General features: G+C 72.2%; 12 protein-coding genes. 8 read left to right on the top strand and 4 right to left on the bottom strand.

Annotated elements, in window-relative coordinates; translation table 11 throughout:
• A partial coding sequence (locus ACWDS7_RS38740; protein ID WP_451933313.1) for a SecDF P1 head subdomain-containing protein occupies nucleotides 1-1,158 on the top strand: 1,158 nt, incomplete at its 5' end.
• Here the strand turns inward: ACWDS7_RS38740 and ACWDS7_RS38735 are convergent.
• Entirely contained in the window at nucleotides 1,155-2,531 is a 1,377-nt protein-coding gene (locus ACWDS7_RS38735; RefSeq protein ID WP_451933312.1) for an NCS2 family permease, read from the bottom strand. The genes ACWDS7_RS38740 and ACWDS7_RS38735 overlap by 4 nt on opposite strands.
• Nucleotides 2,532-2,564: 33 nt before the next feature.
• Nucleotides 2,565-4,787: a xanthine dehydrogenase family protein molybdopterin-binding subunit gene (locus ACWDS7_RS38730; RefSeq protein ID WP_451933311.1), complete on the bottom strand. Its 2,223-nt coding sequence runs from the start codon at nucleotides 4,785-4,787 to the stop codon at nucleotides 2,565-2,567.
• Nucleotides 4,788-4,882: 95 nt separating this feature from the next.
• On the opposite strand from ACWDS7_RS38730, the gene ACWDS7_RS38725 reads away from it, so the two are divergent.
• The 6 genes from ACWDS7_RS38725 to ACWDS7_RS38700 all read left to right on the top strand — a co-directional run bounded on the left by ACWDS7_RS38725 (nucleotide 4,883) and on the right by ACWDS7_RS38700 (nucleotide 12,128).
• Nucleotides 4,883-6,388, top strand: a complete 1,506-nt coding sequence (locus tag ACWDS7_RS38725; protein WP_451933310.1) for a PucR family transcriptional regulator — start codon at nucleotides 4,883-4,885, stop codon at nucleotides 6,386-6,388.
• Between the two features lie 813 nt (nucleotides 6,389-7,201).
• Nucleotides 7,202-7,279: a hypothetical protein gene (locus ACWDS7_RS38720; protein WP_451933314.1), complete on the top strand. Its 78-nt coding sequence runs from the start codon at nucleotides 7,202-7,204 to the stop codon at nucleotides 7,277-7,279.
• Nucleotides 7,280-7,516: 237 nt separating this feature from the next.
• Nucleotides 7,517-8,809 carry a helix-turn-helix domain-containing protein gene (locus ACWDS7_RS38715; protein ID WP_306857442.1) on the top strand — a complete coding sequence of 431 codons (1,293 nt, stop codon included), beginning with the start codon at nucleotides 7,517-7,519 and terminating at the stop codon, nucleotides 8,807-8,809.
• A gap of 54 nt (nucleotides 8,810-8,863) precedes the next feature.
• A complete protein-coding gene (locus tag ACWDS7_RS38710; RefSeq protein ID WP_306857444.1) occupies nucleotides 8,864-9,505 on the top strand; it encodes a copper resistance CopC family protein in 642 nt (213 codons plus the stop codon).
• Nucleotides 9,502-11,535 carry a cytochrome c oxidase assembly protein gene (locus ACWDS7_RS38705; RefSeq protein ID WP_451933309.1) on the top strand — a complete coding sequence of 678 codons (2,034 nt, stop codon included), beginning with the start codon at nucleotides 9,502-9,504 and terminating at the stop codon, nucleotides 11,533-11,535. Before ACWDS7_RS38710 ends, ACWDS7_RS38705 begins: the two co-directional genes overlap by 4 nt.
• 203 nt (nucleotides 11,536-11,738) lie before the next feature.
• Complete coding sequence (locus ACWDS7_RS38700; RefSeq protein ID WP_451933308.1) at nucleotides 11,739-12,128, top strand: sensor histidine kinase; 390 nt, start codon at nucleotides 11,739-11,741, stop codon at nucleotides 12,126-12,128.
• 61 nt (nucleotides 12,129-12,189) lie between these two features.
• Here the strand turns inward: ACWDS7_RS38700 and map are convergent, their stop codons facing one another.
• Nucleotides 12,190-13,038 (bottom strand): type I methionyl aminopeptidase, encoded by an 849-nt coding sequence (map, locus tag ACWDS7_RS38695; RefSeq protein ID WP_306857450.1) that lies wholly within the window; start codon nucleotides 13,036-13,038, stop codon nucleotides 12,190-12,192.
• A gap of 45 nt (nucleotides 13,039-13,083) precedes the next feature.
• Between map and ACWDS7_RS38690 the strand changes: the two genes are divergently transcribed.
• On the top strand, nucleotides 13,084-13,269 hold the full coding sequence (locus tag ACWDS7_RS38690; protein ID WP_451933307.1) for a hypothetical protein: 186 nt from the start codon (nucleotides 13,084-13,086) through the stop codon (nucleotides 13,267-13,269).
• A 34-nt stretch (nucleotides 13,270-13,303) separates the two neighbouring features.
• Here ACWDS7_RS38690 and ACWDS7_RS38685 read toward each other — a convergent pair whose 3' ends face one another.
• Nucleotides 13,304-13,963, bottom strand: a complete 660-nt coding sequence (locus ACWDS7_RS38685) for a cyclase family protein (RefSeq protein ID WP_451933306.1) — start codon at nucleotides 13,961-13,963, stop codon at nucleotides 13,304-13,306.
• Between the last annotated feature and the right edge of the window lie 87 nt (nucleotides 13,964-14,050).

Below are 14,050 nucleotides of genomic sequence, written 5' to 3'. Positions count from 1 at the left end.
ACCACTCCATCGTCCACGCCAGCACCTCATACGACACCCCGCACGCCTCCGACATGCGCACCAACCCGAGGCCCGCGGGGCCCGCGCGGGCCCGGGGCCGGACCGGGCGGCGGCGCGCCGGGCGACCCCAGGGCGAGCCGGGTCACCACCGTCGTCCTGATCGTCGCACTGGTCGTCGTCGTGATGATCACCGGCGTGCTCGGCACCCTCGCGGTGCTCATGACCAGGAATCCCGACGTGCCGCTCGGCGCGGCGCCTCCCGCGCGACTGCCGGTCCCCATCCACTTCGCGCCGGTGACCGGCTCGCAGCCCGGCGCCTGCACCAGCCCCGACGGCATGCCCGACGACGCCGGGCAGACCTGCTACACGCTCGCCGGGGGAGTCAGCGTGACCGCCGTGCACAAGATCGAGACGGTCCAGGAGAAGAGCGGCGCCTACTCGGTCAGGATCGCGTTCGCGCCCGCCTTCCGCGACCAGATCAACGACCTGACCCAGGAGGCGGTCAAGCAGCAGATCGCGATCGTCGTGGGGGAGAAGGTGGTGGCCGCCCCCCGCGTCGCCCAGGTGATCACCGAGGACAGCCTCAGCATCGCGGGCTCCTTCACCAAGGAGCAGGCGGACGCCATGGTCGCCCGGCTGCGCGGCACGGCGCCGTCCACGGGGCAGCCCCAGCCGTCCTCGGACCAGCCCGTGACCCCGCAGTCGCCGGCCGCCCCGACGGGCACCGCCCCGACCGGCACGGCTCCCACCGGCACGGCTCCCACCGGCACGGCTCCGACGGGAACGGCTCCCACCGGCACCGCCCCGACCGGCACCGCCCCGACCGGCACGGCTCCCACGGGGACGGCTCCGACGGGCACCGCCCAGACGGGGACGGCCCAACCGGGGGCCGGCCGCGCCACGACGGCCCCCACCGGCACCGCCACGGCCGCGGACGCGACCACCGTTCCCACGGGGAGCCGCAGCAGCGCCACGGCGGGGAGCAGGAACGCCGCCCCGGCGGACGGGCGCGGCGACCTCGACCCCAGGTTCCCCGACTGCAAGGCCGCCTACAAGGAGGGCTACGGGCCCTACTACCAGGAGCGCCACAAGGAGTACAGGTGGTACGTCGACAAGGACAGGGACGGCGTCGCCTGTGACCTCGACGACATGGCCTAGACGAACAGCCCCTGGATGCCCTCGATGGCGAAGTAGGCCGCGAAGACCAGCGTGACGACCCACAGCAGCCACGGGATCCGCCGGGCCCGGCCGGTCGCCGCCTGGATGACCGTGTAGGTGACCACGCCCGCGCCGACGCCGTTGGTGATGCTGTAGGTGAACGGCATCAGGGCGATCGTCAGGAAGGCCGGGATGGCGAGGGTGAGGTCCTCCCAGGGCACGTTCCTGGCCTGGGTCATCATCAGCGCGCCCACCAGCACCAGCGCGGGGGCCGCCGCGGCGGCCGGGACGACCGTCGCCAGCGGGGTGACGAACAGGGTCAGCACGAACATGCCGCCGGTGACCAGGGCGGCCAGGCCGGTCCTGGCCCCCTCGCCGACGCCGGCCGCCGACTCCACGAAGACCGTGTTGGCCGAGGCGCTGCAGTACCCGCCGATCGCCCCGGCCACGCCGTCGACGGTCAGGATGGGCCCCAGCCGGGGCACCCGGCCCTCGGAGTCCACCAGGCCCGCCTCGTCGCTCACCCCGATGATCGTGCCCATCGCGTCGAAGAACCCGGACAGCACCAGCGTGAACAGCACGATCAGCGCGGTCAGCGCCCCGGCGCGGGCGAACCCGCCGAACAGGTCCACCTGGCCGATCAGCCCGGTGTCGGGCACCGCCACCACCGCCTGCGGCAGCCGGGGCACCACGACGCCCCAGCTCGCCGGGTCGATCTTCACGACCGAGTTGATCGTGATCGCCAGCACGGCGGTGACCACGATGCCGATCAGGATGGCCCCCGGGACCTTGCGCACGAACAGCACGATCACCAGCAGCAGGCCGAAGCAGAACACCGCCACCGGCCAGCCCGTCAGGTGCCCGGTGGAGCCGAGCTGCACCGGAGTGCCCGTGCCCTTCGCGACGAACCCGGCGTCCACCAGCCCGATCAGCGTGATGAACATCCCGATCCCCACGCTGATCGCGTGCTTGAGGGCCAGCGGGATGGAGTTCATGATGAGTCGGCGCAGTCCGGAGACCGCCAGCACCACGATCACCAGGCCCTCCAGCACGACCAGCCCCATCGCCTGCGCCCAGGTCATGTGCGGCGCGGCCTGGTAGGCGACCACCGCGTTCAGCCCCAGCCCCGCCGCGACGCCGAACGGCGCGTTGCCCACCAGCCCTATCAGGACCGTGCTCACCGCCGCCGCGATGATGGTCGAGGCGGTGAGCTGCGAGATCGACAGTTTCACCCCGGTGACGTCGACGGCCCCGCCCAGGATGATCGGATTGAGCAGGATGATGTAGGCCATGGCCATGAACGTGGTGAGGCCGCCCCTGACCTCCCTGCCGATGGTCGTCTCGCGCGCCGACAGCTCGAAGAACCGATCCATGACTCCCCCCTCGAACAGGGGGATGACCGTCTCCTACCCGTTCGGCGCGATGTCATGGGGACGGATGGGCACCCGGGACAGGGGCAGGCCGGTGGCGGCCCGTACGGCGGCGGCCACGGCGGGGGTGGACGACAGCGTGGGAGGCTCGCCCGCGCCGCGCAGGCCGTAGGGGGCGTGCGGGTCGGGGTTCTCCAGGATCGACACTCTCATGGGCGGCATGTCCAGGATGGTGGGGATCAGGTAGTCGGTGAAGGAGGGGTTGAGCACCCGCCCGTCCGTGACCTGGATCTCCTCCATCAGCGCCAGCCCCAGTCCCTGCGCCGACCCGCCGTGGATCTGGCCCTCCAACGCCGTCAGGTTCATGATCTTCCCCACGTCCTGTACGGCCGCCAGCTCCACGACCTTGATCAGGCCGAGCTCCACGTCCACGTCGACCACGGCGCGGTGCACGCACAGCGCGAGCTGGGTGTGGGAGTCGCCCTGCCCGGTGACCGGGTCCATCGGGAAGGTCGGCCGGTGCCGGTACTCCCGGGTCTCCTCGACCGCTCCGACCCGCTCCAGCGCATCCACCAGCGTCGACCCGTCGGCCCGGAGCTTGTCCAGCCGCTCCCGCACGGCCTCGCAGGCGGTCTTGACCGCGCCGCCGGTGACGTACGACTGGCGGGAGGCCGACGAGGAGCCGGCCGAGCCCACCGAGGTGTCGGCCTGGGCCACCGTCACCCTGTCGACGCCCAGCTCGGTGCGGGCGATCTGCTCCTGGATCGTCACCAGGCCCTGGCCGACCTCGGCCGCGGCGGTGTGCACCAGGACGTGCGGCTCGCCGCCGAGCAGCTCGACCCTGACCCGGGCGGTGGAGTAGTCGTCGAAGCCCTCGGAGAAGCAGATGTTCTTGATGCCCACGCCGTACCCGACGCCCCGCCGCACCCCCTCGCCGCGGGTGGTCTGCGACACGCCGCCGGGCATGTCCAGCAGGTCCGCGCCGGCGGCCTCGGGCAGCGGCATCGCCGCGAGCTCGCGGAGCATGTCGGCCAGCGGCGCGGGGCTGTCGATCACCTGCCCGGTGGCCAGCGCGGACCCCTGGGAGACCGCGTTGCGGATGCGGATCTCGACCGGGGAGACGCCGCACGCCTCGGCCAGCCTGTCCATCTGCGACTCGTAGGCGTAGCAGGCCTGCACGGCGCCGAAGCCGCGCATGGCCCCGCAGGGCGGGTTGTTGGTGTAGACGCCGTAGGCGTCGATCCAGACGTTGTCCACCTCGTACGGGCCCACCCCGAGCGAGGCGGCGTTGCCGACCACGGCGGGGGAGGAGGAGCAGTAGGCGCCGCCGTCGAGCAGGATCTCCGCCTTGACGTAGAGCAGCCTGCCGTCGGGGGTCGCGCCGTGCTCGTAGCGCATCCGGGCCGGATGCCGGTGCACGTGGCCGAAGAACGACTCCTCGCGGTTGTAGACGATCTTCACGGGGCGGCCCGTGCGCAGCGCCAGCATGCACGCGTGGACCTGCATGGACAGGTCCTCGCGGGCGCCGAACGCGCCGCCCACCCCGGCCAGCGACAGCCGTACCCGCTCGGGGGGGAGCCCCAGGCACGGCGCGATCTGGTCGCGGTCCACGTGCAGCCACTGGGTGGCTACGTACAGGTCCACCCCGCCGTCCTCGGCGGGTACGGCCAGGCCGGACTCCGGGCCGAGGAAGGCCTGGTCCTGCATGCCCACCTCGTACTCCCCGGTGACCACCACGGGGGCCTCGAAGTCGGAGCCGACCCGGACCGGCTGGTGGCGCAGCACGTTGCCGTGGTCGTGGACCGTCGGGCAGGAGGGGTCGAAGGCGGCCCGGCGCGGGTCGGTGACCGCCTCGCGGACCTCGTACTCCACGACGATCGCCTCGGCCGCCCGCCTGGCCCGCTCGGGATGGTCGGCGGCCACCAGCGCGACCGGCTCCCCCTGGTAGCGGACCTGGTCGACGGCCAGCACCGGCTGGTCCTTGTGCTCCAGGCCGTGGAACTTCTCGCCCGGCACGTCCTCGTGGGTGAGCACCGCCAGCACGCCCGGCATGGCCAGGGCGGGGCCGATGTCGACGGAGCGGATCCAGGCGGACGGGTGCGGGCTGCGCAGGGTGACCCCCCAGACCATGTCCGCGAGGTACAGGTCGGAGGAGTAGGCGAACTCGCCCGTCACCTTCAGCGTCCCGTCGGGGCGTGGCGCGCTCTCGCCGACACCCCGGCCCCGGACCTGGCTCTGCCGAGTCTCGATGCCGCTCACCACAGCAGTACATCAGCCCAGGTCAGAGGTGAACATGGGGGACACGACGAAACGTGGGACGGGGCCGTGGACGGCTCTTGTAGTTTTATCCAACTATGCGGATACGTGACCTGGTCGGGATGGCGGAGCTCGGGCTCACCCTGCTGGTGGGCGAGGAGCATCTGGACCGAGGCTTCACCGGCGTGCAGATCACCGACCTGCCCGACCCCGGGCGTTACCTGTCCGGCGGGGAGCTGGTGCTGTCCGGACTCATGTGGCGCAACGGGCCCGGAGACTCCGAACGGTTCGTGGGCCGCCTGGTCGAGGCCGGGGTGGCCGCGCTCGGCGCCGGCAGCGCCTGGTTCGGCACGGTCCCCGACGACCTCGTCCAGGCGTGCCGGGCGCATGACCTGCCGCTGCTGGAGGTGCCGGTCGAGATCTCCTTCCGGACGGTCGCCGAGACGGTCGCCCCCCGGCACGGGGAGCTGCGCGCCGCCCTCGGCCGCCACCGCAGGATCGTCGCCGCGGTCGCCGAGGGCGCCGGCCTGTCGGAGCTGTTCGCGCTGATGGACGGGGAGCCGGCGATGACCGGCGCGGTCGTCTCCGCCACCGGCTCGGTCGTCGCCGGCGCCCTGGACCCGGCGGACGCCGTACGGCTGGCGCACGAATACCTGACGGCGCCCCGGCTGCCGTCCGCCGTCCGCACCCCTACGGGGGTCTTCACCATCTTCGGCGTGGGCCGCGAGCACCGTGCCGCGGGCTGGGCCCTGGTCTGCGGTGGCGACCTGCTCGGCGAGGCGGACCTCGGCTTCGAGCTGGCGGCCTGCGTCGCCCTGGAGCGGACCAGGATGGAGGAGGGCCGACGGGTCGAGCGCCGGCTCGCCGAGCAGCTGATCTCGCTGGCCGCCTCCGCGGGGAGCGATCCGGCCGAGCTCAACGCCGGGCTGCGGACCTGCGGCATCGGCCCGGCCGAGCCGTACTCCGTGGTGAACGCGACCGTCACGTGGGCCGGGACGGCCCGGGAGCCGGACCTGCCCGGGCTCGGCGGCCGGGTCCTGGAGGAGCTGCTGCGCCCCCGGGCGGTGGCCGCGGCGGTGGCGGACGGCGCCGTGGCGCTGGTGCCGCTGGCCGGTACGGCGGGCGAGCTGGCGCAGACGCTGCGGGCGGGCGCGCGGGCCCTGATGGCCGGGCTGAGCGGGGTCCGGGTGTCGATCGGGGTGAGCGCCGCGCTGACCGGTCCGTCGGCGGTCCGGGGCGGGGCGGAGGAGGCGGGGCACGCGCGGCGGCTGGCCGAGGCGCGCGGCGGAGGGGTCGCGACCAGCGACGAGATCTACACGCACGCGCTGCTGCTGGCCACCGTCCCCGGCGACGTGCGGCGGTCGTTCGCGGACCGGACGCTCGACCCGTTGGTCGACTACGACCGCCGGCACCACTCCGAGCTGGTGCGGACGCTTGAGACGTTCCTCGACTGCGTGGGCTCCTGGAACGTCTGCGCCGAACGCCTGCACGTCCACGTCAACACGGTCCGCTACCGCGTCCGCCGGATAGAGGAGCTCACCGGCCGGGACCTGTCCACGATGGCCGACCGGGTGGACCTGTTCCTGGCCCTCAGGGCGTCATGATCCCGTTTCCCGGCCGCAGGGCGGCGTGATCACGTTCCGGCCGGACCCGCCCGTCCCGAGCGCCGGCGAATAACCTTTATAGGGCGGACGGCATACGCCTATCGGGCAAGTCGCTCATCGTAAACATAACGGCATTTGTAATGTGTTAATAGTGCACCGGATGTTCTTAGGCCCGATACCGCTCAATTAGGCGATCGGGCCGCCGGGTGGACCGGATATCGGGGGGATGACCGGCCGATCCGGATCCCTCGGGCCGGGCCGGGCCGGGCGCTCGCGCCGGGCGGGGCGGGTGCGGTGAGGCGGGCGGCCACGCCGGGTGGAACTCTTGATCGCCGGTGAATTCAACCATCTGGTAGGCGCGCCGTCCGAGCACTATCCTGCTCTTGTGTTCGGCCCCGGAATGTAGTTTTCTCACGCTATGTCGATGTTGGGGCGGCCGGCCGACGCGCCGTGGGAGTCGAGCCGCGCCCTGTCCTGGCCGGGGAGACCCGCCAGGGAGGCACCGGCCCGTTTCCTGACCGCAGGAAGAAGGGAAAATGCAGAAAAGTCCTTCTTGTGCGGTCGAATCAGCCGGTCGGCGCCCGCGCCGGGGAGCGGTGACCGGCGACGAGGTCTGCATGCACGCGCTGTCGCCGGTCACCGTCCCCGGCGACGTGCGGCGGTCGTCCGCGGTGAGGATGCTGGGGTCGTTGCCCGACGATGACCGCCGCACCGTTCCGAGCCGGTGCGGACGCTTGAGGCGTTCTTCGACTGCGTGGGTTTCCGGAACGCCCGCACGTCCATGTCAACACGGTCCGCTACCGCGCACGCCGGATGGAGAGGCTCACCAACCGGGATCCGTCCGCGACGGCCGACCGGGCGGACCTGTCCGTCGCCCTACGGGCGAGCTGACCCTCCGGTCAGTCCGGGTGGTTCCAGCCCAGGCCCTGCAGGATGTTCAACTCGGAAGAATACTCAGAGGTGGACCCTGAGGGGGCAGACGAATCAGCGCTTGCGGTCGTAACATTGCCGGTGACGGCAAAGGCGGCCGTAAATAGCATGGCGAGGGCGGACAAGGCGAGACGTCGGCGCACGGGGAGACTCCTGTCGTAGGTTCTGCTGCTCGAATGACATCTTTCAAGGGGTAACGTGACTGGTCAAGACTTGGTCGGGCAGCGCATCAAGACCGTCCGCCGGCAACGGGGCCTTTCCCAGGCGCAGCTGGCTCATCCAGAACTGTCGGACAGCTATGTGTCCCTCATCGAGAGCGGCAAGCGCACTCCGACCCTCGCGGTGCTGGAGCTCCTGGCCGAAAAGCTCGACTGCTCCCTCACGTATCTGATCAACGGTGTGACGGCCGAGCAGATGCAGGAGATCGAGCTCGCGCTGAACTACGCGCAGCTGGCCATGGACAACGGCGAGGTCGTCGAGGCGCGCGCCCGTTACGCCGAGATCCTCGCCGACAACGGCCTGGCGGGCCTGCCCCAGCTCAGGCAGGACGCCGAATACGGCCTGGCGCTGGCGACCGAGGCCTGCGGCGACCTGGAGGAGGCGATCGTCCTGCTCAACAGGTTGCGCCGCAACGACGCCACGGCGATGGCCCCCGAGCGCCACGTCGCGGTCGCCGTCGCGCTCTCGCGGTGCTACCGCGAGCAGGGCGACCTGGCCCAGGCGGTGCACATCCCCGAGCAGATCCTCGGCGGAGCGGTCCGGCCCGCCTGGACCGACGACCTGATGAGGCTGGGCGCCCAGCTCCTCGCGGCCTACGTCGAGCGCGGCGACCTGCTGCGGGCCCGCCAGTTCTCGGCGGAGGTGCTCGCCGCCGCCGACCTTCTCGGCTCGCCGCAGTCGCTCACCCTGGCCCACTGGGGCGCCGCGATCGTCGCGGTGGAGACCGGCCACGCCGACGAGGCCGTCACCCACGTCGAGCGGGCCATCGCCATCCAGTCCGAGTACGGCGACCCCCGCCGGCTGGCCCGCCTGCGCGGTGACTACGCCCAGGTGCTGCTGACCGTGCGGCCCATGGAGGCGCAGGCCTGGCGTGAGGTGCTGCTCAAGGTGGAGAGCGAGCTGATCGAGTCCTCCGCCAGCCCGATGGACAAGATGCGCTGCGCGATGAACCTCGCCCGGGTGGAGCTGCTGCTCTCCCGGCCCGAGCGCGCGGGCGAGCACATGCGCGCCGTCTGCGACCTGCTTGACGGCATGCCGCAGGTGCTGCAGGCCGAGGCCCGGCTGCTGCACGGCGAGACCCTCGCCGAGCTGGGCCGGCAGGACATGGCCGTGCAGGAGCTGTTGGCCGGGGCGGAGTGCCTGGACCAGTCGCCGACCACCCGCTACACGGCCCACGCGTGGCTGACCGTCGCGCGGGTCCTGGAGCGGGTCGACGAGCCGGCCCGCAGTGTCGACGCCTACCAGCGGGCGCTGGCCTGCGTGGGCCTCTAGATCGGGACGGGGAGGTCAGGACCGCGTGATGGCGTCGGTAGCCTTGAGACTGCCATGAAGACTTCCCCTGTCGCGGTCGTTCTCGCGCTTCTCGCCGTCCTCGTCCTCGGCACGGCCTTCGCCTCGCCCGCCCTCGCCCACGACACGCTCAAGAGCAGTGACCCTGCCAAGGGCGCCAAGGTCGAGAGCCTCAAGCAGGTGAAGCTGACGTTCAGCGCCTCGGTGCGCTTCCCGAACGTCGTCGTGCACACCGCCGACAACGTCGCCCATCAGGACGGCAAGCCCGTCGTCGACGGCGCGGTGGTGACCCAGGCGCTCAAGGAGGACCTGCCGCCCGGCAAATACGTCATCGCCTACCGGGTGGTCTCCTCCGACGGTCACCCGATCGAGGGGGAGATCCCCTTCACCCTCGTCGGTTCCCCGTCGGCGACCCCGTCCGAGACGGTCTCCGAGTCCCCGGCACCCGCCGAGAGCGCGACCGCGGCGCCGGCCGAGAGCGCGACCCCGGCGCCCGCCGCGACCGGGGTCACCGCCGGGCCGGCCACCGCCGCGCTCAGCCCGGCCCCCGCGGCCCAGACGCAGGACGCGCCCGAGGACTCCGGCGGCGTGCCCGGCTGGATGTGGCTCATCGTGGGCGGCGTGACCGGCGTCGGCATCGGTCTGTTCTTCAGCATGCGCAACAAGAAGCAGCCGTGAGCAGGCAGGGGCGGGCCGCCCAGGCCGAGGGGGCGGGGACCGGCCGGACGGCGAGGCTCGCCCTGGCGGGCGTGGCCGCGGCAGTGGTCGGGCTGGTGATCGCCATGATCGCCGGAGGCGCCGCGACCCCGCGCATCATCCCCGGACTGCCCGACCAGGGCGCGCTCACCCGCTGGGGGCTGCCCCTGGCCAAGCTGACGATGGACGCGGCGGGCGTGCTCACCGTGGGCGTGCTGCTGGCCGCGGCGGTCTTCCTCCCCAGCGACAAGGGGATGCTCGGCAGGTCCGCCCTCGTCTACGCCAAGGCCGCCTCGTGGCTGGCGCTCGTCTGGGCGGGCGCGGCGGCCGCGACGATGGTGTTCAGCCTGTCCGACGCGCTCGGCCTGCCCGTCGCCGACGTGCTCGGCGGCAACGAGCTGACCAGCTACGCCAGCCAGGTCTCCCAGGGCATCGCGCTCACCCTGGTGGTGCTGTTCGGGGTGGCGATCGCGCTGTTCGCCCGTGGGGCGATCACCGTCGGCGCGGCCGGCGGCCTGCTCGTCCTCGCTCTGGCCACCCTCCTGCCTCCGGCGCTGACCGGCCACTCCTCCTCCTCGCCCAACCACGACCTGGCGACCACCGGCGTCGCGGTGCACCTGATGGCCCTCGCGCTCTGGGTGGGCGGCCTGGCCGTGCTCTGCGCCCACGCGCTGCGGCGCCAGCCGCACCTGGAGGTCGCCGCCGCCCGGTTCTCCTCGATGGCGATGTGGTGCTTCATCGCCGTGGGACTGTCGGGCCTGTTCAGCGTGCTGGCCCGGCTCACCTCGCTCTCGGAGCTGTTCACCTCCGCCTACGGCCTGCTGCTGCTGGCCAAGACCGTCGCGTTCGCGGCGCTCGGCGCCATCGGCTGGTGGCACCGCAAGCGGACCCTGCCCGAGCTGGCCGCCGGCGGACCGGGCGTCTTCGTCCGCTTCGCCTCCTGCGAGGTCCTCGTCATGGCCGCGACCGTCGGGCTGGCCGTCGCGCTCTCCCGCACCGCCCCGCCCCCGGCGCTCCTGCCGGCCGACCGGGCCTTCGAACTGCTCGGCTACCCCATGCCGCCGGAGATCTCACTGGCCGGCCTGGCCTCGCTGTGGTGGCTCGACCTGTTCTCCGGCACCCTGATCGCCCTGCTCGGCGGGCTCTATCTCGCCGGGATCATACGGCTGGCCCGGCGCGGCGACTCCTGGTCCATGGGCCGCACCGCCGCGTGGTTCACCGGCCTGCTGATCCTGGTCATCGCCACCCAGAGCGGCGTGGCCCGCTACGCCAAGGTGCTGTTCAGCGTCCACATGGCCGAGCACATGACGCTGTCCATGCTGGTGCCGATCTTCCTGGTGCTCGGCGCCCCCGTCACGCTGGCGCTGCGCGCGCTCAAACCCGCCGCCCGGCGGGGCGACCGGGGCCCGCGCGAGTGGCTGACCACCATCCTGCACAGCAGGTTCGTGAGCTTCGTCGCCCACCCGGCGATCGCCACCGCGATCTTCGTCGCCTCCACCTACGCGCTGTACTTCACCCCGCTGTTCGCCGCCGCGATGGAGGAGCACCTGGGCCACATCGCCATGACGGTGCACTTCCTGCTCAGCGGCTCCCTGTTCTTCTGGGTGATCATCGGTGTGGACCCGGCGCCCCACAAGCTGCCCCACTACGCCAGGCTGATGCTGCTGTTCGTCACGATGCCCTTCCACGCGTTCTTCGGCATCGCGCTGATGAGCATGGGTACCGTCCTCGCCGCCGAGTGGTACGACCAGCTCGGCCGCACCTGGGGCACCTCCGCGATCGCCGACCAGCAGACCGGCGGCGCCATCGCCTGGGGCTTCGGTGAGATCCCGACGCTGATCGTGCTGCTCGCGCTGGCCTTCCAGTGGTGGCAGGACGACGACCGCAAGGCCCGTCGCGCCGACCGCCGGGCCGACGCCGCCGCGGCCCGCACCGGCGGGAGCGGTGACGCGCAGCTCGACGCCTACAACGACTACCTGGCCGAGCTCAACAAGAGGGAGCGCGCCGAGTAACCGGCCGGTTACTGCTGCCTATCCGCCGCCACCGTTTCGGGTGCCTCCGGTAGCCTTGTAGGCGATCGGGGTCCGGGGAGCACGCGGTGGGTGCGGCGTCTGGTGGCCGCGCGCCACGCCCAGTGACACCTATCGGCCGCACGCTCGGCGTGAGACCGGTGGCTGCGCATCAGGAAGGTCGAGCAGTGTCCGAGGAAGTGCGCATGCGTGGGGACCGGAGCCTGGCGCAGGCTCTTGAGGAGCATCTCGCCGAGTGGGCCGAGCGCACCGGGACCGTCGCGGAGATCTGGGCGCTGCCCGGTGACGACGTCGATCCCCGGACCGCCCGGGCCGTCATGGCCACGCTGGGCGAGGCGCTGTCCAACGTCGAGCGGCACAGCCGGGCCGGTGCGGTCTCCGTCGCCGTGACCCTGGGCCGAGGCGGCCTGCGCATGACCGTGAGCGACGACGGCGTCGGCTTCTCCGGCCCCGCCGCCGGCCGGGGGGTCGCGGTCATGCGGGCCGAGTTCGCCGGTCTCGGCGGCACGCTCACCGTCAACGGCGTCGAGGGCGGCGGGACCACCGTCACCGGGGTGGTGCCCCGCGGGCGCTGACGGGGCGGCGCCGCCATGGCGGGGGCGGGGCACAGCGTGCGGGAGGCTCCCGGCCGGGGCCTCAGGGGAGCGTCAGGATCTCCCGGCCGGTGTCGGTGACCAGGATGGTGTGCTCGAACTGGGCGGTCCGCCTGCGGTCCTTGGTCACGGCGGTCCAGCCGTCGGGCCAGATGTCGTAGTCGATGGTGCCGAGGGTCAGCATGGGCTCGATGGTGAACGTCATGCCGGGCTCCAGGGTGACCGCCAGCGACGGGTCGTCGTAGTGCGGGACGATCAGGCCGGAGTGGAAGGTGGTGCCGATGCCGTGGCCGGTGAAGTCGCGGATCACGCCGTAGCCGAACCGCTTGGCGTAGGCCTCGATGACGCGGCCGACCACGTTGAGCTGACGGCCGGGCGCGACGGCCCTGATCGCGCGGTCGGTGGCCTCACGGGTGCGCTCGACCAGCAGGCGTGACTCCTCGTCCACGTCGCCGACCAGGAAGGTGGCGTCGGTGTCGCCGTGCACGCCGCCGATGAAGGCGGTGATGTCCACGTTGACGATGTCGCCGTCGCGCAGCACCGTGTCGTCCGGGATGCCGTGGCAGATCACCTCGTTGATCGAGGTGCACAGCGACTTGGGATAGCCCCGGTAGCCGAGCGTGCTGGGGTAGGCGCCGTGGTCGCAGAGGAACTCGTGGCCGATCCGGTCGAGCTCGTCGGTGGTGACGCCGGGCGCCACGTGCCTGCCGACCTCCTCGAGCGCCTGGCCGGCCAGTTTGCCCGCGATCCGCATCCGCTCGATGATCTCGGGTGTCTTGACATCGGACTCGCCGGTCTTCGGGGATTTCTTCCCGACATACTCCGGCCGCTCGATGCCGGCGGGGACCTTGCGGATGGGCGAGATCCGCCCGGGCTGGAGCAGTGTCGTCATGGTCCCCCAGTCTAGTTGTGCTTCCCAGTGGGCAGTATTGCCGTCATGAGCGATCAGTGGTGGTTCTGCCTGAAGCACATGGCGGTCGAACCCGACGAGGGGTGCCCCAACAAGGACCGGCTCGGCCCCTACGAGACCCGGGAGGCCGCGGCCAACGCGCTGAAGACCGCGGCCGAGCGCAACGAGGCGTGGCGGGAGGAGGACAGGACCTGGGAGGGGGAGGACAGCTAGCGGACGGCCGCGGGCGCCGCCGGGACCGGCGCGGCTAGCCGTTCACGACCGCGTAGGCGCGGACCGGGAAGGTGCCCATGCCCACCACCATCGGCGGGACGGCGTGGAAGCGGAAGCCGGTGTCGGGGAGCGCGCCCAGGCCGGTCATGTGCTCCACGATCGGGATGCCCGCGCCGAGCAGGAGCGTGTGCGCGGGGCGTTCGCCGCGTGGCGGGGTGTCGTCGATGTTCAGCGTGTCGATCCCGACGAGTGCCGCGCCCTGGGCCACGAGCCACTCGGCCGCCGCGGGTTCGAGGTAGGGATGGCCGTGGAAGTAGTCCTCGGTGCCGAAGTGCCGGTCCCAGCCGGTCTGGACGAGCACGGCCTTCCCCCGCACGTCGTGTCCGGCGAACCGGTCCGGCCCCACCGAGCGCAGGCCCTCGGCCCGCACGACCACTCCCGGCAGGTCGGCGATCGCCTCCAGCGGCACCCCGGACAGGTCGGCGCCGTCGGGGTAGCGGTGGTACGGGGTGTCCAGGTAGGTGCCGGTGTTGGCGACCAGCTCGATGCTGCCGATGTGGAACTCGGTGCCGGGCGCGTAGACCTCGCGCGAGGCCTCTCTGGTCAGGTGCGCGCCGAGCCGCGGTCCGGGGACGCCCGGATAGGTGCGCATGCCCTCGGTGATGGGGTGGCTCAGTTCGACCAGCCGGGTCATGGGGTGTTCACCGTCTTCTTCCTGGGTCTGGTCCTGGCCATCCGGGTGACGGCCGCCAGGCCGATCACCCCCCAGACGACGTTGAGG

This window comes from Streptosporangium sp. NPDC003464, from assembly GCF_053588315.1.
Note: the sequence above shows the minus strand (reverse complement) of the source record. Positions and strands in the feature narration are given on the sequence as shown.